Below are 25,154 nucleotides of genomic sequence, written 5' to 3' on the forward strand. Positions count from 1 at the left end.
CCAATGCCTTGAGGGTATCTTGCAATGTGCGCCGGGTCACAATCATGATCAGTCCTCATGACCCTCACTCAGCTTCAATCGGCACCGGCCGCCGCGCGCCCCACCCTTCGCGATGCGGTGACCGGCCTCCCGTCCTACGTCCCGGGTCGGCGCAGCGCCGGCGTGGACATCGCAGCCCTCGCCAGCAACGAAAGCCACTACGAGCCGCTGCCCGCAGCAATCGCTGCGGTGGCAGGAGCGGCAGGTGCCATGAACCGCTACCCGGACATGGCCGCCGTCGAACTCCGCGAACGGCTTGCCTGGCACCTCGGCGTCACGGCCGGGGAGATTGCGGTGGGACCGGGAAGCGTGGGCGTCCTCCAGCAGATCATCACCGGACTGTGCGACGCCGGGGATGAGGTCATTTTCGCGTGGCGCTCCTTCGAGGCGTACCCCATCCTGGTGGAGCTGGCAGGCGCCCGGCCGGTCCGCATCCCACTCGACGAGGCCGAGGGCCACGACCTCGACGCCATGGCCGCCGCCGTCACCGACCGCACCAAAGTGATCCTGCTCTGCACCCCCAACAATCCCACCGGCGTGCCGATCAGCCACCGCCGCGTCGAAGCCTTCCTGCGGGCTGTGCCGTCCAGCGTCCTGGTGGTGATCGACGAGGCCTACGTGGAATACGCCGACGCCGGCAGCGGCCCCGATTCCCTGGCGCTTTACCGCCGGTACCCGAACGTCTGCGTCCTGCGCACTTTCTCGAAGGCCTACGGCCTCGCCGGCCTGCGCGTGGGATATGCCATTGCGACGCCGGCAATCGCCGAAGGACTGCGCTGCACCGCCCTTCCCTTCTCAGTCAGCGCGCTGGCCCAGAAGGCTGCCGTCGCATCACTGGACGCGGGGGAGGAGATGGAGGCGCGGGTTTCTTCGGTCAAGCAGGAGCGCGCACGGATGTCCGCGCAGCTGGAAGCGCAGGGCTGGAAACTGCAGCCGAGCCAGGGCAACTTCCTGTGGATCCGTGCCGATGAGGACCTCCGGGGCCGGCTGGTGGAGGCGTTCGACGGCGCCGGCATCATGGTCCGGGTCTACCAGGGCGACGGCGTGCGGATCACCGTTGCTGACGCCCCCGCCAACGACCGCGTGCTCCAGATACTGGCAGCCCACGCAGCCTGACCTTTTAACCCCCCAAATCCGTTCCACCTACTGACTAGAGGAATCCCATGGAACAACAGACAAAGGCGTCTGCCCGCGCGCTCGGCGCGGCCCTCAAACCCCGTCAGCTCACCATGATGGGGCTTGGAAGTGCCATCGGCGCGGGCCTCTTCATCGGCTCCGGCGCGGGCATCCAGGCGGCCGGCCCGGCGGTGCTGATCTCTTATCTCGTGGCCGGCACGCTCATCATCCTGGTGATGTGGGCGTTCGGCGAGATGGCCGCCGCCAATCCGGACAGCGGCGCCTTCTCCGTCTACACCGCCAAGGCCTACGGGCCGGTGGCCGGTGCCACGGTGGGCTGGCTGTGGTGGCTGCAGCTCGTCGTGGTCATCGCGGCCGAAGCGCTCGGTGCTGCAGGCCTGCTGGCCACCATTTTCCCGGCCCTGCCGGTATGGCTGATGGCCTTTGTGTTCATCGTGGTGCTGACCGCCGTGAACCTGACGAGCGTGAAGAACTTCGGCGAGTTTGAGTTCTGGTTCGCGCTGCTCAAGGTGGCGGCGATCGTCGGATTCCTCCTGGTGGGCGCTGCGCTGCTCTTCGGCTGGCTGCCGGGCGTCCAGTCGCCGGGCCTGGCCAACTTCACCGGTGCCGGCTTCGCGCCCAGCGGTTTCGCCGGGATTGCCACCGCACTGTTTGTGGTGGCGTTCGCGTTCGGCGGGACCGAGATTGTGTCCGTGGCGGCAGCCGAGACCGCAGAACCGGCCCGCAGCGTGAAGAAGGCGGTCCGCACGGTGCTGTGGCGCATCCTGGTGTTCTACATCGGTGCCATTTTCGTGATCGCGGCCGTAGTTCCCGTGGGTTCAGCAGGGCTGAAGAGCCCGTTCGCCGCAGTGCTGGACGCCGCCGGCATGCCCGGCGCAGCCACCGCCATAACGCTGGTGGCCGTCGCCGCACTGCTCTCCGCCCTCAACGCCAACCTCTACGGTGCCTCCCGGATGGCATTCTCCCTGGCGGAGCGGGGCGAGGCGCCACGCCTGCTCGCTTCGGTGTCCAAGGCCCGGGTGCCGGTGGTTGCTGTCCTGGCCAGCGTCGCGTTCGGCGTTGTCACTGTGGTGCTGGAGTTGGCATTCCCCGAGATGGTGCTGCCCATCCTGCTCAACATCGTGGGTTCGACGTGCCTGTTGGTGTGGACGTCAGCGCTTCTGGCCCAGCTCGCGCTGCGCCTCCGCGCCGACCGCGAGGGAACGGAGCTTCCCCTGCGGATGCCCGGCTTCCCGTGGCTCACTGTGGTTGGGTTGGTCATCCTCGCCGCGATCTTCACGGTGGGCTTCATCGGGGAGGACTCCCGTCCCCAGCTCCTGAGCACCTTCGGACTCGTTGCGCTGTTGGCGGTGGCGAACTGGCTGAACCACCGGAACCGGAAAGTTTCGGGCCGGGTTGAGTCTTCGGATGATGACAAGCAGCCGGTGCTCATCGACTGAGTTGGGCGCGCGGCCCGATACCCGAGGAACAGAAAGCCGGACGGAAGACCGTTTTAGCCAACAACAAGGCCATGGAATCGGCGACCGTAGTCGGCTGCGAGTTTGCGAAAAGCGTCGAGTAGCGTCCAAGTACCCATTCGGGCGGCGGTGACAGTTCCTACAGCGCTAAAGAAACTTGGGCTCCACCCCTAATCCGACATGCGGCCGACAGTACAACTTTTCCCCTTATCACAAAACTCTTTTATGTCAGTTGTGAGTGTTCCTGCCTTTGGTAGGGCTTGGGCGCACCCGTTGGAGAGATCGGACTCGCTGGCACTAACCCTTGAGCCTTAGCACTGTGAGAAGTCTTTGCAGAGGGAAACCCAGGAAAGGGCCGGCACAAATAAAGTGCTGGCCCTTCCGCTTTTCCGCTCGCGCTGATAGAAGCCTCCACTATCTAGATGAAATCCTCCTAGGCTGAACTGATGACCTCCTGAGGTAGAGAATCTGATCTATCGGAGGTCAATGTGGAAAAGGTACTGCGGCCATCGAGGAGTGAAAGCTCACCCGCCGCCACGGAGGGTCACCGTTGCCTCTATAGCCGACCGTAGGATGGCAAACGAACAAAGGCCTAGGTACGCTGGGCGGACTTAGGCAACGACGTATTCGGGTGGTCGCTAATGACGCTGCGGTTCGCGGGATATCTGCATCTACCAATGCCCCTGCAGGTAAGCCCGGAGGTCTTGGGGCTATCGTACAACTGCCTTATCGAGGGGGCCTCGGTCACTATCACATTCCCGGTCCTTGCACCTGGAGGTGATATCGGCGCTCGACTTGAGCCGCCCTACCCAAGCCAGCGTTGGGAGTATACGAGGTCCTGGGACCAGGACGGTGAGAGCCCCTGGGGAAGAGTGAGCATAAGCCTCGTTTCCCAGGTTGGTAGCCGTGTCCGCATCCGCGCCGTCGGCGTCGCCGGTCTGGCTTTCCGTGCGGACTGTCGCAATTGGGGGCAGGACGTGAAAACCGTGGATGTCGGCGTACGCTTTGGGCAGCTTTTCGAGCTCTGGTACGGCCTTGCGCGACAGTGGTTCGAACTCTGGACGCCGCAAGACCTGGTTAACCGCGAGCTGTCCCTCCATCCGGAAGGTCAGCTGTGGCTAGATGATGAAAATGGCGCAGTGCAGATGCTTACTGGATGGCGTGGGCCACTGGGCCACGTCCAACTCCTCGGCGAAGACCAAGTGCTGACGTCAGATGCCGTGGCGTCAGGTTTTGATCGCGCGAGTGCCGGCGAGGCACCTCCCCTCGAATGGTTGCTATACATGAATGCGTCGCGCAACAAAGATCGTCGGCAGTCCGTTATTGAGGCTGCTTCCGCCGCTGAAGTAGCAGCACAAACGGCATTTGCTGAGAAATTAGGCAACGACATATCGGATGATGTGGTCCAGTTGCTCATTACGCAGGCCAATGGCTTGGTCGGCCTTACCAACGTGGTACGGGGATTTGGCTTAGAAGTCCCGAGCAAGAACGCCATCCAAGAGAAACTCGCGAAGGTCAGGAATATGGCGGCGCATAGAGGGGCGACTCCCGAGGAGGAAGAATACCGGGCTGCTCTTGGTGTCGCGCGCGACATCATCAGCGCTACTTCTCCGATGCCTCTCCCGGCTCGGTCCCTTGCGCGACAAGTCCCAGGCGTCTCCTAAACAACAGCTTCTGACCGCAACCCGTCCCACTATGCAAACCTTGAAGGGCCTTAGGCATTAGTGAATGGTCAGCGCGCCAATTGGTATCACCGTGAATAGTTGACTGACGTTGGCCGCTGATTTGGGTCAACATCGCCGCCCCAGATGCATGGCTAGCTGCGCCCACCAGCCGCGCCTGTCCAAAAGCAGTCCGTCCCGGCCTGACAGTAGTGGGTGCGTGTTCAGGCCTGAGCTGCTTGGCAGGACGAACACTTCGGCGCCGGCGATTCTCCAGTCCTGAAGGCCGATCTCGACGCGTTGACGGGTACCGGCCTGCCTGACGTAGTCGGTGACAACACCCTTGCCGTTGAAGGCCACACACTGCGGGCGGAACTCGCGCACCAGTGCCTCCAATCGGGCATGGCCCGAGCCGAGTCCGTCGAACTTGTTTAGGTCGGTCAGGCCGATCCCCAGTCGCGGAAGGTCTTCGTCGTCCTGCCAAGTCAGGGTCACGGAGGTCAGCCCAGAGTCGTAGAGCAGGGCCCAGAATTTGTTGTTGCCGTCAGCGTAGTAGTGGCCTACTTGGAGGCTGGTGCCGTCTGGCTTTGGCTTATCCCCGCAGATGAGCACCTGCATTCCTGCAGCAATCCGGTCTGGCAGACCCGCTCTATCCATTCCCCGTCTCCCTCGCCTAGTCGCCCCCGGCCGAGATGTCATGTGGACTCGGTCCCATAACAGCTATTTCTCGACGTTCTTCTTGTCGTCTAAATCAATAGATGCGGATTCTTTTTCCATCTCTTTGACCAAAATCCTAAGCATCCTGGTCATGATGTATAGGTCCCTCTCTGTTGGCTGGTCATCTGAATTGCTGAGGAAGTGACTTGCTCGTTCTACGATGTAGAGCGCGTCGTCGGTCATGTCGTCGCCGGCGAGTCCACGCTCATTAAGTGCAGATCGGAATGCACTAATACTCACCCGCAGCTCCTCGACTGCGGCTTCCGCGAACATCGGGTCGCTAATTCCGGTTCCTGTGGCTCCTGCAATTTTCTCCAACGCATAGCCAGTGCCCGTTCCAAAAACTTCTGCCACAGGTGTCTTAACAAACATCTTGTACAAACCGTTTTTACGTTCGTTGAGCAGTCGGTCTCGCACATCCGTAAGGACCGTGAGGAGGTTGTCGTCAACTTTCAACTCCGGTAGGCCCTGCCATCCAGCAAGGACGTTTACGGCTTCTCGCTGCTCCATTCCGGTCTTATCCCGGGCGGCATCCATTGCATCGCAAATCTCTATGTAGCGCTTGGTTTGCTCTAAATAAGCGCGCACCGGGTAGTCGGTTACCAATTCCCGGATCTCATGTAAAGCAGAGCTGATTGTCGAAGTCACTGTGAATCTCCTAGATTGAGCATTACTAGATAACTAGTTCACTACAAGACTACTGATAGCTGGGGGCTTTCCTGTTTCAGCAGGGCCGCTTGCGCCGGGACTGCTCTAGGTTGGCGGGCACCTGAAGCTTTCTCCTGCTTGCGTTATCAGCAGGAGAAGGGGGAACACGTGTTTATCGGCGAGGCCTGCCCAAGCGGTGTGCTTTCCTGGTACCACCAAAGGTGGAAGGAACCCTACGGTGTTGGCGTGGGAGCGGACGTGGATGCCGCCACTCTCTCGTCGTAACATGCTGAACGTTCGCAAAGAGCATCAGTGCTGGCCAGAACAGGAGGGCTGCTCCTCCTAAAAGGAGCCAAGACGTCCACGAATTTGGGGACATGCCGCCCGTTGATGCTCCGATAGCCGTAGCTGTGGACGCCAGACCCAGGCTAACGGCCAACAGCTGAAACAAACCTGCCCACCCGAAAGCATCCATTGGAGAGCGATCGTCGATGCGGAACCTTTTGACATCGACTGTTCTACCGTCCAAATACGCTGTCGCTATCTGCGATCGTTCAAGGAGGAGGTTAAGGAAGTCCAGTATCCCCTTACCGATTAGAAACGGGATCAAGGGCCAGAAGATCATATCGGCGCCTTGCTCGCTTGTCTTCTCGATCGCCCGAGTCCAGTTCCAGTCCGCGGCGGGTATATGGCCGAGAGCCATTCCGATAGAAAAGGCGAAGGCAATTGCAGATGTGACCATGAAAGCTGGCAACAGGAGCTTCCGGGCTGGTAAAGCCTGAAGCGCGATGAGTTTGGCGCTAGCCTCCCGCTCAAGGCTTTGGAACACCGCGGCGTCATGGGATACTTCGACGTTCTGGGACATCTCACGCCAGAAGATGGCCTGACGGCGCAGGCGGGAACCAGCGGTGATTTGATCCAAAGCCACCAGGATGCCGACCAGAGAACCGATTACGGCAACGACCGGTACAAGAAATTCAGTTACCCAATTCACCAAATAAGTATGCCCGGGATTTACTCTGCGCTTTCAAAGCAGGTGACCAGTTGTAAGCACGGGCACATCGCAGCGGTCAATGAATAAATTCAAGGGTGTCGGCGCTACCCCGCCAGGAGTGTAGTCAGTCAGATGTGGCGTCGATTGCAACCTGAGCCAGCCCCATAAACATCGTCCGGTGCAGGATGTCCACGTGCTTCCTAGAAACCTCTACCGCCTCCTCAACGCGACCGTCACGCAGGGCTGCCACCAGGGCGATGTGATCCTGGTTGGATGTGTGCAGCTTCTCGATGGGGTAGGGGATGAAGTAGTCGTAGAGCTCGGCGAGGGTCTCGTGGTAAACCTCGACGGCGGAGTCCAGGCATGACGCGGCCCCCACCAGTTGATGGAACTGCTCGTCCATCCGGTGGTAGTAGGACCAGTCGGTCGAGCCAGCCATCTCACGGGTCAGCCGCTCCAGTTCGTCCAGCTGTTCAGCGGTGGCGTTAACCGCCGCATAGTGCGTGACTGCGCACTCGAACAGCAGCCGCCGGTCCACCAGGCGGTTCACAGCCTGGGATTCCGCGGGCGAGGCCGATAGTGACGCCAAAACTTCAGTAGGCGGCGACTCCGCCACAAACGTCCCGCCGGCCCGGCCCCGTCGGCGCACGACCACACCCTGCTCCGCCAGGCTGGCCAAAGCACGCCGTGCCGTAATCGGGCTGACCGAAAGACCCAGCGCCACGTCTTCCTGATCCGGCAGCCGCTCGCCCGGCTTCAACAGCCCCAGCGAGATCGCCATCCCGATCCGCATCCGCACCGCGTCCATGGCGCTGCGGCGCTCCATCCGGGGCATGCCGCCGGCGCCAAGGCGCGAGGGCTCGGCGGTGTCCTCCAGCTGACGGGTCATAACCGCTACTTTACGGCCCACGCCGGCCCCCTTCCCTTTATTGGATCATTCTGATCTAATATAACCCGGATCACACCCCAACGCGGAGAAAAACCCATGCAACGCATCCTTCCCCTCATCGCCGCCCAGGCCCGGCCGCGGCTCATCGGCGAACCCATCTCCGCCTTCGCGGACGAGGTCAAAGCAGCCCTCGAAGCGCAGCCGCACAGCAAGCTCGTCATCTTCCCCGAGCTGCACCTGTTCGGGGATGAAGACCCCGACCTGCAAAGAACCGAAATCCTTCAGGCAAGTGCCGAACCCCTGGACGGCCCGCGGGTTAAGGAGCTCAAACAGCTCGCCAAAGACCTCAACATTTGGCTGGTTCCCGGCAGCGTCTGCGAACGCGGCCCCGAAGGGCAGCTGTACAACACCCAGCTGGTCCTGTCCCCGGAAGGCGAGCTCGCCGGCTACTACCGGAAGATTTTCCCCTGGCGCCCGTTCGAGCCGTACGACCCCGGCGACAGGTTCACCACGGTGGACCTGCCCGGCATCGGACGGGTTGGCCTGAACATCTGCTACGACGCCTGGTACCCCGAGGTGTCCCGCCAGCTCGCCTGGATGGGCGCCGAAGTGATCCTCAACGTCGTCAAAACCACCACCCCGGACCGCAAACAGGAACTCATCCTGGCCAAGGCCAACGCCATCGTCAACCAGGTCTTTATGGTCAGCGTCAACTGCGCCGGCCCCACCGGCCAGGGCAAGAGCATCATCGTGGACCCCGAGGGCAACACCCTCGCAGAAGCAACAGACGATCAGCCGCAGCTGCTCACCGCGGAACTGGACCTTGCCGCCGTCGAGCGCGTCCGCACGCACGGCACGGAGAACCTCAACCGCCCTTGGTCGCAGTTCCGCGAGGGGGAGCCCGCCGTCGAACTTTCCGTCTACCAAGGCCGCATCAACCCGGCCACCTGGACACCGCCGTCCTACAAGCCCTAAGGAAACACCGTGACAACAACCCTCACCCGCACGCTGAAGCTGCCCTCGCTGGTCCTGTTCGGGCTGGCGTACCTGACCCCGATCATCGTCCTGGGGATCTTCGGCATCATCGCCGAAACCACCGGCGGCGCCGCGCCCGCCGCCTATCTCGTGGCGCTCGTGGCCATGCTGTTCACCGCGCACAGCTACGGCCGGATGGCCGTAGCCCACCCCGTGGCCGGCTCCGCCTACACCTACGTCCGCCGCTCCATTGACCCCCGCGTCGGGTTCCTGGTGGGCTGGGCCGTGCTGCTGGACTACCTCTTCCTGCCCATGGTCATCTGGCTCATCGGCGGCTCCTACCTGACCGCCCAGTTCCCCGGCATCCCCATCGGCGTCTGGGTGGTGGGCTTCATCGTGATCACCACGCTGCTGAACATCCTGGGCATCAAGGTGGCGGACAAGGCCAACTACGTGCTGATGGCGTTCCAGCTGCTGGTCCTCGTGTTCTTCGTGGCGCTGGCCATCGGCAACGTGGTGTCCGCCAACGGCGGCGGGGGACTGGCCAGCGGACAGCCGTTCTTCAACGACACCGCCAGCTTCACCACCATCTCCGCCGGCGCCGCGATCGCCGCGTACTCGTTCCTGGGGTTCGACGCCGTCACCACCCTCACCGAGGAAACCGTCAACCCGCGCCGGACCGTGCCGCGCGCCATCATGCTCGTGGCCCTGATCGGCGGCGGCATCTTCGTGGCGGTGTCCTACGTGACCCAGCTGGTCCACCCCGGCGGCGCGTTCGAGGACTCGGCCTCCGCGGCCAGCTCCATCGCCCTGCAGATCGGCGGGCAGCTGTTCGGCGCCGTGTTCCTGGCCGGCCTGGTGGTGGCGCAGTTCGCCTCCGGCCTCGCCGCGCAGGCCAGCGCCTCCCGCCTGCTGTACGCGATGGGCCGCGACTCCGTCCTGCCCAAGGCGGTCTTCGGCCGGCTCAGCGAGAAGTTCCACACCCCGGTGGCGAACCTGGTGATCACGGGCATCGTGGGCCTGATCGCGATCTTCCTGGACGTGGCCACGTCGACGTCATTCATCAACTTCGGTGCCTTCACCGCCTTCACGCTGGTGAACGCCTCGGTGGTGTTCCACTACGTGCGCCAGCGACGGGCCGGGCAGCAGCTGAACCCGATGTCCTACGTGGTGGTCCCGGTGATCGGCGCGATCATCTGCGCCTACCTGCTCTCCCAGCTGGACAGCAACGCCATTACGCTGGGGGTGTCCTGGCTGGTGCTGGGCGTGCTGATCTTGGCCCTGATCACCCGCGGCTTCAAGGCATCGCCGCCGGAGATGACGGCCACCGAGAAGGCGACGGTCGAGGCCGCCGCCTGACCCTGTCCGTTTTGCAGTGTGGCCGCCGGGCCGAGGGAAGGAACAGCCGTGAGGATAGCGCTGGGGCAGCTGGAGTCGGGCACCGACATCCGGGCCAACCTCGCCGCGATCGACCGGTTCACCGCCGAAGCGTCGCGCGACGGCGCCGGATTGGTCGCCTTCCCTGAGTACGCCACCTACGAGAAGAAAAAGGTGGACGCGACGTTCCCTCTGGTGGCCGAGCCGCTGGACGGTCCGGTCTGCCAGGAACTGGCCGGCATCGCCCGCCGCCACCGCATCGCGCTGGTGGCGGGCGTGGTGGAGACCTCGGAGGAGCAGGGCAGGGCCTACAACACCCTGGTGGCGTTCGGGCCCGACGGCGGCCGCCTGGCCTTGTACCGGAAGATCCACCTGTTCGACGCGCAGGGCTTCGGGGAGTCGACGTTCATCAAGCCGGGTCCGTCCACCAACCCGGTGGTGTTCGAGCACGGGGGAGTGAGGTTCGGGCTGATGACCTGCTACGACCTGCGGTTTCCGGAGCTGGCCAGGTCACTGGCCGACGCCGGGGCGCAGGTTCTGCTGGTCTGCTCGTCGTGGGTGCCGGGCGAGCACAAGACGGAGCAGTGGCTGGCTTTGAACGCCGCCCGCGCGATCGAGAACAGCGTGTACGTGGCGGGGGTGTGCCAGGCACCTCCGGTCTCGGTTGGCCGGAGCGTGCTGGTGGATCCGATGGGTGTTGTTGAAGCTGACCTTGGGCTGGAGGCCGGGGTGCGGGTGGTGGAGGTTTCGTCGGAGACGGTGGAGCGGGTGCGGGAGTCGTTCCCGATGTTCCGGCAGCGGCGGTTGTAGGGGCAATGAACTTTGGGAAAGTTGGGTTAGTGAGAGAAGTGCTCCGATACTTGCTCATCATTGGCTAACTGCTCCTGCCAATAGGCTGTGTAACGAGGAACGCCGGTTCTCCGTTCTCCCGCATTGAATTCCAAAGCGGCCTCGTGGACAAATTCTGGCGGGTCCCAATTTCCGATTTCTTCTGCCGTTTTATTCTTTACCCAGGCATGCAGACGCTCCAGCACCGGCTGGGTTGCACGCTCCACTGCGTCCTCCATAGCGGCAACCAACTCAGCAAAGCGTTCTGCGAATGCCATCGGCATTTGATTGATGAGGGATACCGGAGCAACCTTTGTTGGGTTTCCGGCATTGTCTAGCAAAACAATCGGGAGAGGCAGAGCCAAGTTTGATTGGGAATGTGCGATAGTCGTGTTGCGGTACTGCCGAACAACCTCGTGCAACCGACTCAGCGACGGCGGCACGGTTGGTACCTCGGGCATCTGGTCGAGGCGCCTGCGGACATTTGAGTGAATGAAGGGGCGAATGTAAGCCGTCACCGAGTGGGATGTAAGCGGGAACCACAGTTCGGAACTCTCACCGGCCGCGAATGCACTGGCCAGCGTATGGGAGGCTTCCGAAAGATCGCTCGCGTGGCTAGTGAGTTCCACTAGCAGTCTTGAGTCGGGCCTGTCCGGCAACACCGCTATGCGCTGCGAAGATGATTTCAACTAAATTTGTTCCTCCTGTCCTCTACGACTGGTGCTGGCTGTAGTGCGGGGCCCGATCGACCTGGGCGTTGTTCATCCGCCTAGCCAAGCGGCGGCAGCTTGGAACGGTGGCCGAGTTGCAGTTCGCAAGAAGCACCGTAGTCCACATTCAGCCTTCAGTGATCGGTCGCGGGCATGCGAACACTCGCATCGTTGGAGACGGACTCAGTTCTTCCTGGTCTTCCTGATGAACTCCGCGGCCTGTTTGTATGCCTGCTTTGCTTCCGGACTGGTCGCCGCCCTATAAAACTTCTGGCCGTCTGCGACCATGTTCCGAACCTTAGTCTGCACAGCAGGGTCCTTCGCCAAGGAGTAGAGCTTCCCGCTCCCCGTCTTTAGCTTGGCGCCGCCGTTCTTAATCAAGCCCAAGGCTTTATCGCCCCTATTGGGCATCGTTTTCCTCCGTGTTTGTAATGGGACCCCAACTGAAGCCAACAAATCAGCTTCCCTCAGAGGAATCCTCGTCATCCTTTCCCCGCCGAAACAGGGAATGCTTTGATATCTTGTTCGAAAGTTTGTCTGTGACCGACTTGGCACGGTCAAGGGTGTCGTTACCGAGGTTTTTGGCCGCATCCACGCCGTCGGCTCCGGTCTCGAGGGCCCTGTCTCTTGCCTCCACGGCTGCCTCGATCCATCGCTTGGCCTCAAGGGACTCACGGCTACGTTCAATTCCGAGCAGTCCGTGGAAATTTACAACCCCAGAGGCTACGTGGTTGGCGGAGACGACGACGGCCTGGGCGGTGATCGGGTGAAGCAGGACTTTAGTGTTGGCTGCGCTGGCAGCAGCCTGCATGCGGGCCACAACACGTTCTGTGCTTCGAGAGATGCGTTCGAGACGGTTCTGGCGAGCGGCCCTCAAACCGAGGCGGTGTTCGTCCAATTCATCTGGAGACGCGTCGAGCACGCGATCAAGCTCCAGCACAGCTATGGCATCCAGCAACTGGAAGCAACGAGCCAATATGGCGAGCCACTCACGCACAGAAGATTCAGCTTCTTTGGCCGTCTTGGCGAGATCGCCGACTTTAGACTTGTTTTCCAGCTTTTCCGCCAAAGCGTCGAGCTGCCTGAGTGCGTAGGCCTGCGTCCTGCCAACGGTGACTGACGTCGCCTGAACCTTGGACCACGTCACCTCAGAGACTCGACCCACCTGCTCCCGAATAATCATTGCGTCCTCGATAGCGAGATCCACACCAATCATGTCCGCTACGACGGCGTCTTTCTGTCCGCGAAGTAAATCGTCGACTTTCTCGTCGATTGTGGCGAGGTAGTCGGTGATCTCATCCATGGTCTGCTGCATGGCCAGCTGTGCCATGATCCCAGCAGCACCGGTAAGAATTGCGGGATTGGTCACAATCGAACCTGGCCCCTTAGCGAATTGAACAATTCCCTTGATGCCGTGGGCTTGGCCCTTTGCCTGAATCACACCCATGCTGAGTCCGGACTTCGAATTAGTCATCAGCCCGTACTTCTTGATTGCATTGGCTGACTCTTCCGTGAGCTTGACCCACTGTCCGGAATTTGCGGCGAGCTCAGAACCTAGCTGAACAACGCCAGCTGCGCTGCTAAGCTTCGGACCCAATCGTTGCAGCCCGAGATCCTTCCCTGACAAACTCTCCGAGACGAGAAAGCGGTCAACGGCCGCCGGATCACCGATGACCGCTAAACCGTCGCCGTCAGCAATCAGCTGAATCTCGTCATTCACAAGGGCTCCTTGAGTCTCTTTGTAAGTACTGCACTGTCTGAGAACATTCTCTCCCAGGGAGGGATCTCAGCCGTGCACGAAACGGATCTCGCTGGTTACAAAAAACGCTTGGCCCTAAGAACTTTTTGTAAGCCGGGGAAATGTCCACGCCAGCCGTTATGTTGCCAGCATGACTAAGAACGGCGCGACAAGGAAAAGGTCTGCGACAAGGAAGTGCCCGGTCTGCGGGCATGAGTCTTGGCGCATCATCTACGGCATGGTTATGCCCGACGTCAGGGAGCAGTATCCGAAAGCGGAGTTTGCTGGCTGCGTCATAACCCTAGAACAACGGATCTATCCTGCTACCGGAAAAGTTGAGTGGGGAACGCCGGGCTGGGCGTGCCAGGATCACGGGTGCGGTCACCGCTGGTGGTAACCGCACCCGTGTTCTAGGCCTGGCTGATCTCGTACACTCTTCCCAGCGCGGGGAAGTGGATCAGGGTCCGCAGCACAGCTTTTCCTGTGGCAGCGAGAACCGCGCTCCGGTAGGCCGCCATTTGGCCAAGATACTTTTCACGCACATGGCCTTCGGGATCGCTACCCGGATACGTCTTGTGATCCACAAGCACGTAACCGTCAGGCCCTTCAAGCAAAAGGTCGATCCACCCCTCCATCACCCTGTTCTCCGGCCGCCAGCCGATGGCGGCCTCACGATGCCGAATCCATGCGGGGAAGGCTGTGTTCAAGTACTCCTCGAAGCGCGCTCCCGATGTCACGAGGAGTTCGGGCGCGACCAGATGCCCGATCTTCCAACGTCCGATGATTCGTTCTGCGAGGTCACGCTGCTGCACGGTGTCGAGGGCGCCATATGCCGTGCCGAGGTAGGCATGGACCGCGCTGCCCACGGCGCCCCATTCATCCGCGCCGTGCTCCGCCAAGCGGGGGCCCAGTTCGGCAGCCAGCAATACGGTTGCCTTGTCCCCGTCCGAACCCTCGGAGCTGGCAGTGAGACGCGACGGCGGATAAAGCGCGGGAGGTAGCTGACTCTGCGCATCAGTGAACCGCGCGACCCATCCGCGTGTGGCCACACTCTGCTCCGCCGGTTCGAGCGTGGCCACACGGGCCGAAAAATCGCCGCCGGCAACGTTCAGAGTCCCCGTAGTACCTGGCAATTCAGGGTCCTCGATCGGGCCCGCTTGGGAGTAGCTGGCTCCCGGCTCCTCGGCTGCCGACCAAGAAAGCAGGGACTCGGCCCCGAGGTTGTTCAGCAGGCCGGGAACGTTGCCCTTGCCCGTCAACACATTGGTCTCCACTGCCCGGGTCATGCCGACGTACATCAGCCGTGCCATGTTCCGCCGCTCGCGCTCCTCGGCGTCCAATGCCACTTGGCTTTCCTTGCCGCGGGCATCGAGAGGTGAACCTGCGTAGGGGAAAGGGCTGGGCCAGAACCGGATCCAGCGCCCGGCGAGAGGTAGTTCAAGGTCGAGGGTTCCGTCCTGCTCCACAGCGGCACCGAACGCCGCGAAGCGCAGGTCCTTGTCCAGCGCCTCCATAACAACGACGGGCCATTCCAGCCCCTTCGCCTTGTGGTAGGTGAGGACGTTGACGACGTCCGGGCCGGCGTTCTCGGCCGACTGCTGCTGTTCGGAACCGAAGAATGTCAAGAATCCCCGTAAGGTGGCGGGCGAGCGGAGCGCCAGGCAACGCTCGTAGTAGTCTTCGAGGGCGCCGCGGAAAGCGTCGAGATTGCGCAGCCGTGTGGCAGGCGCTGACCAGGACTTGATAAGCGGCGGAAGGCCCAGCACGCCAGCCACCGCTTCGAAGATTTCGGTCGGCGTGGCCGTCTTGGCCTGGGTTCGCAAGCTGTCCAGTGAGGATAGCAAGGGATCCATATTCCAACCTTCAAGCACCGCGGCCGGGTCGACGGCGGACAAAAGCTGCTGCTGCCACTTCCCGTGGGCGTGATGACCGGGATGGAGGGCGACGACTTCGGTGAGGGCGACAGTATCGTAGCCGTCCGAGACGTAGGCCATGCCGGCGCGGGCCAGCTGTATCTCGCGGGCGTCGGCGAGCTGGCGCGGATTGCGGCTTGCGCGGATGCCCAGGGCGTCAAGGGCAGCAGATAGCGCTTCGACGTCGGCATTCGACCGGGTCAGCACCGCTACGTCGCCCGGGTGGATCCCATCGCGGCGCGACAAGAGATCAGCCACGCCGGCCGCCGTCGCGCGCAGCCGTTCACCGTCGTTGGTTTGCGGACGCGTCCAGGCTTCGAGATTCCCGGCCGACCAGCTTTTGTGGTCTTCCGGCAGCTCTAGGTGAACGGTCTCCGGCGCCATCCCATGCCTGGCGAAGACCGGTTCGAAGACTGCGTTGGAAAGGTCGACGACAGCTTGGTGGGATCGCCAGGAATGCGAAAGCTGCCGTCTTGTCGGCACACGCTCCACCACCGCCTGCATCAGGTCCGGATCGGTGCCCCGGAATTCGTAGATGGACTGCTTCGGATCGCCAACCCACACGGCCTCCTTGACCAAGCGACTGAGCTGCAGAAACAATTCCAGCTGCAGCGGGCTGGTGTCCTGGAACTCGTCGACAACCAGCAAGCTGATGCGGCTCGCGAACGATTCGCGGAACGCTTTGCTGGTCCGGGCCAGTTCGAGGACGAGCGTCTCCTGGTCCACGAAGTCCATTAGCCCATGAAGCCGTTTGAACTTTGCGTAGATGGTGAGACATTCAGCGGCACAGGCAAAGATGCGCCGAATGTATTGCTCCAGGTCGGAGTGGAATGCCGGGTTGGAGAGTAGTCCCTGGTGAATCCGTTCCCGAAGGTCCCAGAAGATGGCCTTAATCGGGGCGGCAGGGCCGGACGCGATGAAGCCGCGCCAGATCTCCCACGGGGTGTCATCGACGCTGACCGCCTGGTCTATCTTCTGGATTACCTTGGGGTACTGCTCGAGGAAACCCTTCGACGTGACGTTTGCGGTCTTGCCGTCCTGACCGATTCCCGTTCTCGCAAGGGTGTCCAGCTGTGCCCGCCGCTCAATGAGCTCCCGGTGCCACGCCTGGCGTTCGTCCTGGCCCGGTTCGTCCAGCAGTTCCCGCAGCCCGTGCCAGGAGCGCTCTGCACAGCCAACAAGATCATCGGCACTTAGGAGGTTGGTGCGGGCGGCGTCGACGATCCCGCGTACGGTCTCCTCCCACGGTTGGGCGTCACGTGCCCCGTTTCCGTCCGTTCCCATACGGCGCGCGATGGGCAGGATGTCGGTCCCATGCTCCGCGAGGATGGCGTCAGTAGCCAGGTGGAAGATTCCCTGGAGTTGTTCCTCACCGATTACTTCGAGCGCGGGGGAGAGCCCGGCGTCGATTGCGTACTCCTGGAGCAGTTTCCCGCAGACGCTGTTGACTGTCCCGATCAGACTCGCAGGAAGTTGCTGGGCTGCGCGCTGCAGTGACTCGGCGCGACTGGCGTCTCTGGCGGCTCCGGATTGTTCCAGAAGCCGCGCACCAATGCGCTCCTTCAGCTCACCTGCTGCCTTCTTGGTGAAGGTTGTCGCCATGACTGCGCCAGCCGGCAGTCCGTCCTCGATCTTTTCCGCGATGACCTGGGTGAGATGGAAGGTCTTTCCGGTTCCGGCACTTGCCGAGACCATAGTGACGTTGTCCAGCAGGTTCATGAAAAGTCCCCCTTTATTCCGCAAAGCACGCCGAAGTCGCAGAAACGGCAGGGTGGCTTGACGTGGTGCCGTCCAGCATCAGCGTCCATCTGAGCACGGTCCGGAGCGTCTTCGGCTCGGGTGTCGTCGGCTGGCTGTTTTGCCGTGATCCGGCCGGCGAGGACTTCCTCAATGGTGAATTCCGCCGCGGCCACCGCCTGCATCCAAAGCTGGGCGGGCTCGACGGCCCGGGGCAGTTGGGTACCGAAGTGCGGGTGGGACGAGGCAAATGCACCCTGTTTGAGCAGGTAAAACGCTGTCGGGTCATCGGGCGGGGCATCGCCGGGATGAAGGGCCCACTGGTAGAGGGCCAGCTGCAGCGCGGTACCTTGCTGGATTTCCTCGCGGCGGTACTTGGCGTTGTTGGTCCACTTAAGGTCTACGACGACGGTGCGGCCTTCGGTGTCGATGCCCATCGCGTCTGCACTGCCCTTCACGGCGACGCTGAAATCTTCGCCCGCTGCGGAGAGCCGGAGGTCTTTCTCGAATTCCTGTTCCATGGTTTGGAGCACGATGCCGCCGCGCGAGAGTTGGCTGAAGAATGTGCTGATCGAGGCCACGAGGGTGGCCGTGATTGCGGACCGCCGGCGGGACTGGCCTGGCAACAGCAACTCCGAGGCGAAGTGCGGCATCAGTTCGTCAATGGTCAGGCGGATTTCTGCTTCCTCCGGAACTGCCCGGGTTTCCCCGTCAAGGTGCTGGTGGAGAACCTCCACTACTTTGTGCGCGAAGGTCCCGAGCATTTGGTTGTCTGTGGGGATGCTGGCGGCATCGGCCACGCTCAGCTTTGACTTCTTGGCGAGCACCCAGGCGAGGGAGCAACCGAGCAACGTCGAAAGCTGGCTGAAGGACAGCCGCTCCGGCCGGAGTGAGGGACTTGGGCCAACTTCGTGGACCGGTGCGGGCGGGACGGGCAGGTGCCGATTCACGGGGACCAGTTGGGCCCTTCGACCGGCGAACTGCCAGCGGCCATCCGGACCGGTGAGCTCGGCTGGCGTGGTGCTTACTTTGGCGAGGCGCGCGGACAGGGACTCAGCAGCGCGCTCTGCATTGGGGAGAGGCTGGGCTGCGACCAGTGTTTCAAGGAGCGGATTGCCTTCGGTGCGTTCACCAAGGAGTTGCTCAACCTGGACGATGACCAGGTGCCGGCAACGGCCGGCTGCGGAGATCGTCTGCTGTGTTGACAGGGCGGCAAGGTCTTCCGGCGAGGGCAGGTCCACGCCCATTCTGGCGAGGGTCTCGACGTCGTGCGCGTCCCAGCGGCGCCCGTGCGCAATAGATCCGTTGCGGAAACCCCACCAAAGCACATTGTCGACGTCGTCGCACAGTTCGTGCAGCTGGTTGAGCCGGAGCCAGGGGCTGGCTTCTGCGGCGACCAAGGGGTCGGCCGCCGGCGTCACTACGGTGGAGACGATGCGGCGAAGCTCACGGCGGGAGACTTCCTGAAGGGGCGCAACAAGCTCCAGAATCCGCTGAAGTTGGGCGGACGCGGACTGGAAAGCCGGGTCGACTGCCGCCCGGGCACGCAGCCGGCCGCCAAGCCACACGGCCGTCTCTGCCAGTTTGGCTCCGTTGGTGGTGTCCCCGCTGATGAGCCCGGTGTTGAAAGTTCGGTCGAGGACCGCGGCCAGCTCGGACCCGAGTGTGTTGTCCTGGGCGATCTCCTTGATGGCTTTCTCCCAGGCTTCACCTCCTGTACCTGGTGCCTGCTGCAGCGCATGCAGGAGGTGTCGTGCTGCCCGCCGCCTCACTGGGACACCGGGCAGGGACAGGAACTCGGCGAGGAGCCGGACGTCACCCGGCGCCCAAATGAGTTCGAAGAACAGGGGAATTAACTGGTTCTGTGCCCGCCATGGGGAGCGAGCGCCGACGCCCAGCCTCGGCAGTCCATGGGTGGCGAGGTATTGATCCAGAACGGAGGTACGGTCTGAGCACACCACCGCAGTGCTGGCATTGTCACCGCTGGCCAGCCAACGGGCAGCTTGCTCCGCGGCTTCCCACTCGGTTTCGGCCGTGAGGACCGTCAACTGCGGTTGGACAGTTGCGGGCGGCGCGATGCTTACGCGCACGCCATGCCGTCGTAGTTTGGCGATAATGCGCTGCCAAATCCGGGGAAAGGATGTCTCGGCCTGGTGGAGGATGAGTTGTTCGATCCCGAGGGGCAGGGGAGAATCGAGTGCTTCGAGTAATTCCAACGTATCGTCTGCGAGCGAGGGGGCCAGGTACCCGGGGGCACGTTCCGCCGCACTGAGCGTGCGAAGCAATGGGGAAGGAGTTGGCACGTCGGCATCATTCTCCGGAAGCGTCCCGTCCCAGCCGTTGGAGACCGCATCGTCGCGTGCTGCGAGCAGCTCCTGTGCCGTGGACCACGAGTCAACCTGGAAAGAATCGTGGAACCAGGCGCCGGGCGAATCAATGGACTGAAGGCGGCCCAGATACTGGTTGACGCGTTCGGCATGCCCCGTATCCGGCCGGGTGATGCCCAGCCTTGTCTGCAGCAGGGTGGTTAAGCCCTTGCGGCCCACGCGCACGTGGTTGAGCCCCGGCTGGTTGTAGGCCCACGGTGCCCGGTCCAGATGCCAACCGAACTCAATCTTCATTTGTCCCCCATGTTTTGGCTGGTGGTCGTTTCTATCACGTCGGAGACGGGCTCTGACAAATCGGTCTCATGGTCTGTACCCGCGCCGGGAGAAGGCTCGTCTTTGCAGGTATACAGGAACTCTTTGAGGCCGTGCGAGCGGGAGGGATGACGCAATAGTTTCATCGTCTTCGACTCAATTTGGCGGATGCGCTCCCTTGTAACGCCATAGGCCTTGCCGATGGCATCCAGGGTCTTTTCCTCGCCGTCGTCAATGCCGAAACGCATCGCAATGACGCCGGCTTCCCGCTCTGTCAGAGTGTCCAAGACTGCGTGCACTTGGGTCTTGAGCTGTTCCTTGGCGATCCGGTCAAGAACATCCACATGCGAGGGATCGATGAGCTGGTCCGCCAGCGGCTCCAGGCCACCCCTGCCATCCGGTACGAGGTAGTCCAGCGAACGCACAGGCTGGTCCAGCGACAGAAGGTATTCCACTTTATCGGCGGACTGATCCGTGAGCTTGCCGAGTTCCTCAATGCTGTATTCGAGGCCCTTCCGGGCGGCTTCACGCTGAATGGCCTGGACCTTGTGGATCTGCTCCACCATGTGGACCGGGAGTCGGATGACCCGGGCTTGATCGGCCAGAGCCCTGGTGACAGCCTGCCGGATCCACCACGTGGCATACGTCGAGAACTTGAAGCCCTTCGTGTAGTCGAACTTGCAGACTGCCCGATGGAGGCCGATGTTCCCCTCTTGGATGAGGTCAAGCAAATCCATGCCGTGGAACACGTACTTCTTGGCGATGGAGACCACCAGCCGGAGGTTCGCCTCAAGCAATGCGTCGGCCGCCCGGTCACCCAACTGAGCGATTAGCCGCAGCTCCCGGGACTCGCGGCGGCCACGGGCGGTACCGTCCGACAGCAGATGGGAAGCGTAAAGACCGGCCTCGATGTCCTTGGCGAGCTCCACTTCCTGCTCGGCGGTCAGCAGATCCGCGCGGCATGCCCGCTGCAGGTAGTCCGAAACCCCGTCGTCGCTGAACCCCTCAAGCCCCTGAAGCTCCTCCAGCCAGCCGGAGTCCTCAAGATCAAACGACGTCGGTGCGCTCTCGTCGTCCTCCTCCACGGGAGGCTCCATAACCGGCTCGGCCGCACTGCCGCCCTCCGGTCCAGCGCCGTTCCCGGGTGTGCTCGCTGTTGTCCCGCCAGCCTCGGGCTCTGTGACCTCTTCAGGCTCGGCCGGGCAGAGGAACTCCTGCAACCCGTCCAAGTCCGTCTTGATGTCGAAGAACTCAACGTTCCGTGCAAACGGCAGCACCTTGCCCAGGAACTCCTCACCCTGGACATCCGGATCTTCCACCGTGCCTTTGGAGTAGAGGACAACCAAGCGGCCGGGCCGCCCGTCTGTCTTCTTGCGGATGACACGTCCCAGCCGCTGAACCATCTGCCGCTGGCTGCGGTTGGCGGCAACTATGATCCCAAGGTCGGCCTCCGGAACGTCAATGCCTTCATCCAGGAGTCTCGGCGCGGCCAGGATCTGCGATACTCCAGTGCGGAAATCCTCCATGCCCTGCCGGCGGTCGTTCTTGGCCATGCCGCTGAACACCGCAGAGGCTTTCGACCCCAAGGAGGTGTAAAGCTCCTGGGCCCGGCGCGCAGACTCCTGGGTCTGGGTGAACACTAGGGTGCCGCGGGACCCATCAACAGTCTCCTTCAACGCTGCCAGCGCCAGGTACTTCGTCTTCGCTTCGGCCAGCAGGGTGAGCCGCGAGGACATTGCCCGCATGTACCTGCGGGCAATGGTTGCTTCCCGGCTGGGTGAATCCGAAGCCGCCAGCGTGGCCACCGCAGCGATGAACTGCGGGAAGGGCCGCCGAGGGATGCCGGCGTACGTTTCGAGGTTCCGTGCCGCCTCCACCATCACGGCGGAGAACTCGTCATAGTCAGCCTGCTCGGCAGCGGTGAGGTCAACGCCGACCAAGGCAATGTCGAACGGCGCTATGACCTGGTCCTTCAGCGCCCGGTCGTACCAGAGGTTGTAAATGACGCCACCGAAGTAGGGCGTGAGGAGGTTCTCGTGCTCCCCGTCCGCCCTCTCGAACGTGGCCGTCAGCCCAAGCCGCCACGCATACCCTTCCTGCAGGGCCCCGGTAAACATGGGAGCCGCGTAGCGGTGGCACTCGTCGGCAATGATCAGTCCGGCCTTGTGTGAGCGCAGCGTCTCCCGGTTGGACGCCGAATGAACGATGGCCACGAGGATGTCTACGTCATCGAGGGAATCGGACCGGCCGTCACCGAGGGCACCGCGCCGCGCAGCAGGAAGGTCGCGACGCAGGGACACCAGCCACTGGCGCTGAAGCTCCGCTGTCGGCACCAGGATCAGGACCTTGATGCCCTGCCGGACTGCTTCGAAGGCGGCGGCAATGCCGACGCGGGTTTTACCGGAACCGGTAACGGCTTCTACGACGCCGCGGCGGGCATTCGAATGCCAGGCCTTCAGGGCTTCCTGCTGCCAGGGATACAGGAAGGCGTAGTCGTAGGAGGCAGGCACCGCGGTGGGCACAACCTGGACGGGCACCCGCGGAAGCGTCGCGACTGGGTGTGACCCGGCGCCGGCTAGTTCTGGCATTTCATCCCCCATTGGACGGTTCTGATCTGGTGCCTGAAGAGTATGGCGGGGCACTGACAATTTAGGTGAGCAGCGCCACTACGCGTCTTCCAGCACCGGAGTCCATGCCTGGGCGCGGGACAGCGCGAGCTTGAGTTCGCGTCCGCCGGCCTCCTCCAGCAGCCCGGAATTACCCACAACCACTAGCAGGCTGCGTGCCCGCGACAGCCCGACGTAGAGCTGTTCCCGGGCCCTGCCCATGTCCTTGAATCCGTTGACGCAAAGGACAACAACGGACCGTTCCAGGCCTTTGAAGCCCAGCACATGGCCGTAGAACTCACCGTCGTTGGCGTGGAAGTCCCGCCAGTACTCTTCCGTGGCGCCGCGCTTAAAGTAGTCCAAATGGATGGGGTGGCGGTCCTTGGTGGTGAGGAGCGCGATCTGGTTGTTCGCCCAGCCCTCGTCGATCAGCGCATTCAAGCAGTCTTCCGCGACGTCGAGCGCTTCCTCGGTGGGGCAGTGCACAAAGCGGACCGGCAGGCCCGTGCTGCCGCGCGGCGTGAAGTGGTCGCCGGCGAAAGGCTTGAAGGTCTCAGCGATCTTGCGGGTGTTGCGGAGGTTGTCGTCAATGTGGATGGGTACAAAAGTGGCCATCGGGCCGCTGGTGAGGTCCGCCGTCGCGCCTCCCCACCGCTGGTAGACGTCCTGCCGGTCGTCCATGAACGCGTACACCTCACCCGCGTCCGGGTCGCTGGTGCACGCGAGAAGTGCGTCCCACCATAGGGGTGCGAAGTCCTGCGCTTCGTCGACGACGACGGCGTCCAGCCGCTCGTGCGGCTCCAGTCCGGCTGCCAGCTCCTTCAAGAGACGGGGCATTTCGACGTCGAAATAGTCCTGCCCCGAGCCGTCGGGGACTCCCAGCCCGCGCACGTATTCGTGGAACTCGCCCGTGAACACCGGTTTGGCCTGGCGCCAGGGTGCGACGCGGTCCTGGAGGTATTGCCCCAGGCCTTTGTTGTAGCAGAAGAGGCCTACGCGCTTGCCCTGCTTGCTCAGCAGCTTGGCCTTCTCGACGGCGAGCCATGTCTTTCCGCTGCCCGCGCCGCCGGTGAACCGGACCCTGTTGAGTGAGCGGGTTGCGTGGAGCAGCACGGACTGGCGTTCCGTGAGGTGGTCCTGGGCTGCCTCGTCCTCCTGCGAGGTGGTGGAAGGTTCGACGGCGGTGTCCAGGTTTCCGCCCAGCTTGCGAACGATGCGTTCCAGGAAGGCCGGGGCAAGCGGGGAGGCGCCGCCGCCTTCATTTTCGATGGCTTGGCGGACGAGGTCGGCGGGCGACTTGCTGTCGGTCTGGTCGAGGATGAGCGACCGAGGGCTGCCTGCCATGGTCCAGTCCCGCGGCACGTCGGTGTAGGGGAGGCTGACCATGTAGACGCAGCGGCTGCTCAGGCGCGTACCGAGCTGGTTCTCCAGCCAGTTCTTGAGGGCGTGGAGTGAGCTCTGGGACTGTGCCACGGGGCTTTGGATCTGGCGCTTCTGGTTCCGGTCCGACTGGTACCACTGCCCGTCCGTAATGCTGACCTGGCCGCCCTTGACCTCGATCGCTGCCATTCCCACGTTGGGCCAGAGGACCAGAAGGTCAATTTCGTATTCATTCCGGCCGTCCCGGACGTGGACCGAGTGGGCCAGGACGCAGTCGTCGGGGAGGCTGTTCCGCAGGGCGGTCCAGACGGCCTTCTCCGCGTGGTGTCCCTCACCGAACTCCGGTTCTTCCGGAATGCACCTCATCGTGCCCCGACCCTGGCGTCCTGGAAGGGGGCCAGCCCGAACTGAGCGCGAATGTCAGCCAGATCCCGCGTATTCCGGTCGATCTGCTTCATTTGGTCCTTTTCGATAATCGAGGAAAGGATGCGATTCGTGATGGCGAGACCTACCAGCACAACGGACGCCCAGCCCGCGGTGACAATAAAGTCCGGCATCGTGAGGAACGCGTTCTTCAATGCGATGACGTTGTTGACGCTGCCGGTCAGGCCGTCCAGGATGTCATTCAGCGTGTCGGTTATTGGCTGGAAGAACGGCCCCGCGGACAGTTCAGGGCTGTCGATCGTTGCGTCCCGCCCGACAGACCAGCGCGGATCCATAAGGTGGGCAAGGATGTAGAAGACCACCGCAAGGTTGGCTGCGGCAAAAGCCGCCGTGCCTGCCGTCAGGGCAGTGATCACCCTCGCCGCAGTTTTTCGCAGAGTGGAAGGGCGGCTTCCAATGAGGAACAGAAGGCCGATCACCACCGCAATGATCCAAACAAGATTCTTGAACGTGCCTACGCTGGCTCCGCTGAGCATTTCAATCACGGGGTATCAATCTTTCCGCTGCTGCGCATTTGCACGCGCATGGTTCCTAAGCTCCGGACACGGCAGCGTGGTGTTGCTCCGCGCTGAGTTCAGAAGATGTTTCAGATCATATATGCATCAGCACTGCCCGACATTAGTTGCTTGGATGGATCGCGGCTCCAGCAGCGCCCTGAATTGGTGCTCTCCTGAAGGCCGGAGAAACATCCCGGGATTACGGATCCACGTCGTCTGAAAGGGTTCGGTCACCCTAAGCGGACACCCCCCATCGGTGAAACGGATTCGGTGGAGTGAGCGGGGTTGCCTGCGCAGGAAGGACACGCGCTCAGTGAAGTAGTCCTGGGCTTGGGCGAGTTGCTGTCCGTCTGGTGGAGGCGCCACGAATATGGCTTCTTTCGCCGGACGAGATCAGGGCCCCGGCAGTAGTCGCCGACGCTTTTCTCGGGCAATGTAGGCAAGCACCTTGTGAAGTTCCACGTCATACAATTCCGTAAGCAGCGTGACGCGCCGGCCGCATGCTTTCAAAAGCACCATTCGTGCCTCCTCGGCACCACTCAAATGGAGCGCACGAAGGCCGGCCATGACTTGTTCGACTTGCTTTGCATTTAGTCGTTGATGTTGAAAAACCAGTTTGTTGTGCCCCGTATCAAAGACTTCATACCCGTCTGCCATTTTGGTACCTCCCAAAGTATTTCGAGGCATCTTTGCGAGGCCTTGGGAGCATTATGAATAACGGGTCTGACAATCGTTGTAAGCCAGTGTCGGTTCTTGGCAATACACTTT

19 protein-coding genes are annotated in these 25,154 nt (G+C 62.3%); 6 read left to right on the forward strand and 13 right to left on the reverse strand.

What is annotated here, in order from left to right:
- Nucleotides 1-57: 57 nt before the first annotated feature.
- From hisC to BMX78_RS06030, 3 genes are all read left to right on the forward strand, one after another.
- The gene (gene hisC / locus BMX78_RS06020) at nt 58-1,155 is read left to right on the forward strand and encodes a histidinol-phosphate transaminase (protein WP_091417675.1); all 1,098 of its coding nucleotides are present in this window, start codon (nt 58-60) and stop codon (nt 1,153-1,155) included.
- Nucleotides 1,156-1,202: 47 nt separating this feature from the next.
- Nucleotides 1,203-2,615 carry an amino acid permease gene (locus tag BMX78_RS06025; RefSeq protein ID WP_091417678.1) on the forward strand — a complete coding sequence of 471 codons (1,413 nt, stop codon included), beginning with the start codon at nt 1,203-1,205 and terminating at the stop codon, nt 2,613-2,615.
- Between the two features lie 890 nt (nt 2,616-3,505).
- Entirely contained in the window at nt 3,506-4,297 is a 792-nt protein-coding gene (locus tag BMX78_RS06030; RefSeq protein ID WP_139204886.1) for a hypothetical protein, read from the forward strand.
- Between the two features lie 126 nt (nt 4,298-4,423).
- Here BMX78_RS06030 and BMX78_RS06035 read toward each other — a convergent pair whose 3' ends face one another.
- The 4 genes from BMX78_RS06035 to BMX78_RS06050 form a co-directional block, all read right to left on the reverse strand.
- A complete protein-coding gene (locus tag BMX78_RS06035; protein ID WP_170850702.1) occupies nt 4,424-4,951 on the reverse strand; it encodes a mismatch-specific DNA-glycosylase in 528 nt (175 codons plus the stop codon).
- A 63-nt stretch (nt 4,952-5,014) separates the two neighbouring features.
- Nucleotides 5,015-5,659 carry a hypothetical protein gene (locus BMX78_RS06040; RefSeq protein WP_091417685.1) on the reverse strand — a complete coding sequence of 215 codons (645 nt, stop codon included), beginning with the start codon at nt 5,657-5,659 and terminating at the stop codon, nt 5,015-5,017.
- Nucleotides 5,660-5,831: 172 nt separating this feature from the next.
- Entirely contained in the window at nt 5,832-6,653 is an 822-nt protein-coding gene (locus tag BMX78_RS06045; RefSeq protein ID WP_091417686.1) for a hypothetical protein, read from the reverse strand.
- A gap of 124 nt (nt 6,654-6,777) precedes the next feature.
- The gene (locus tag BMX78_RS06050) at nt 6,778-7,542 is read right to left on the reverse strand and encodes a FadR/GntR family transcriptional regulator (RefSeq protein WP_091417689.1); all 765 of its coding nucleotides are present in this window, start codon (nt 7,540-7,542) and stop codon (nt 6,778-6,780) included.
- Between the two features lie 96 nt (nt 7,543-7,638).
- On the opposite strand from BMX78_RS06050, the gene BMX78_RS06055 reads away from it, so the two are divergent.
- From BMX78_RS06055 to BMX78_RS06065, 3 genes are read left to right on the forward strand one after another with little or no spacing between them, the layout of a single operon-like run.
- A complete protein-coding gene (locus BMX78_RS06055; RefSeq protein ID WP_091417692.1) occupies nt 7,639-8,517 on the forward strand; it encodes a carbon-nitrogen hydrolase family protein in 879 nt (292 codons plus the stop codon).
- A 9-nt stretch (nt 8,518-8,526) separates the two neighbouring features.
- The gene (locus tag BMX78_RS06060; protein ID WP_091417693.1) at nt 8,527-9,876 is read left to right on the forward strand and encodes an APC family permease; all 1,350 of its coding nucleotides are present in this window, start codon (nt 8,527-8,529) and stop codon (nt 9,874-9,876) included.
- Between the two features lie 48 nt (nt 9,877-9,924).
- Entirely contained in the window at nt 9,925-10,704 is a 780-nt protein-coding gene (locus BMX78_RS06065; protein ID WP_091417696.1) for a carbon-nitrogen hydrolase family protein, read from the forward strand.
- A gap of 26 nt (nt 10,705-10,730) precedes the next feature.
- Here the strand turns inward: BMX78_RS06065 and BMX78_RS06070 are convergent, their stop codons facing one another.
- The 9 genes from BMX78_RS06070 to BMX78_RS22710 form a co-directional block, all read right to left on the reverse strand.
- On the reverse strand, nt 10,731-11,351 hold the full coding sequence (locus tag BMX78_RS06070; protein WP_139204887.1) for a hypothetical protein: 621 nt from the start codon (nt 11,349-11,351) through the stop codon (nt 10,731-10,733).
- Nucleotides 11,352-11,615: 264 nt separating this feature from the next.
- Entirely contained in the window at nt 11,616-11,843 is a 228-nt protein-coding gene (locus BMX78_RS06075; RefSeq protein ID WP_091417700.1) for a hypothetical protein, read from the reverse strand.
- Nucleotides 11,844-11,889: 46 nt separating this feature from the next.
- A complete protein-coding gene (locus BMX78_RS06080; RefSeq protein ID WP_091417703.1) occupies nt 11,890-13,152 on the reverse strand; it encodes a hypothetical protein in 1,263 nt (420 codons plus the stop codon).
- Between the two features lie 428 nt (nt 13,153-13,580).
- Complete coding sequence (locus BMX78_RS06085) at nt 13,581-16,802, reverse strand: UvrD-helicase domain-containing protein (protein WP_091417705.1); 3,222 nt, start codon at nt 16,800-16,802, stop codon at nt 13,581-13,583.
- Complete coding sequence (locus tag BMX78_RS06090; RefSeq protein ID WP_091417707.1) at nt 16,799-19,441, reverse strand: PD-(D/E)XK nuclease family protein; 2,643 nt, start codon at nt 19,439-19,441, stop codon at nt 16,799-16,801. The genes BMX78_RS06085 and BMX78_RS06090 overlap by 4 nt, the downstream gene beginning before the upstream one ends.
- Complete coding sequence (locus BMX78_RS06095; RefSeq protein ID WP_170850703.1) at nt 19,438-22,047, reverse strand: sigma-70 family RNA polymerase sigma factor; 2,610 nt, start codon at nt 22,045-22,047, stop codon at nt 19,438-19,440. Before BMX78_RS06095 ends, BMX78_RS06090 begins: the two co-directional genes overlap by 4 nt.
- Nucleotides 22,048-22,125: 78 nt before the next feature.
- Nucleotides 22,126-23,811, reverse strand: a complete 1,686-nt coding sequence (locus tag BMX78_RS06100) for an NERD domain-containing protein (RefSeq protein ID WP_091417712.1) — start codon at nt 23,809-23,811, stop codon at nt 22,126-22,128.
- Entirely contained in the window at nt 23,808-24,374 is a 567-nt protein-coding gene (locus BMX78_RS06105; RefSeq protein WP_091417714.1) for a hypothetical protein, read from the reverse strand. The genes BMX78_RS06100 and BMX78_RS06105 overlap by 4 nt, the downstream gene beginning before the upstream one ends.
- Before the next feature lie 405 nt (nt 24,375-24,779).
- Entirely contained in the window at nt 24,780-25,043 is a 264-nt protein-coding gene (locus BMX78_RS22710) for a hypothetical protein (protein ID WP_139204888.1), read from the reverse strand.
- Between the last annotated feature and the right edge of the window lie 111 nt (nt 25,044-25,154).

The sequence above is a fragment of the Arthrobacter sp. OV608 genome (assembly GCA_900110595.1).
Taxonomy (GTDB): domain Bacteria; phylum Actinomycetota; class Actinomycetes; order Actinomycetales; family Micrococcaceae; genus Arthrobacter.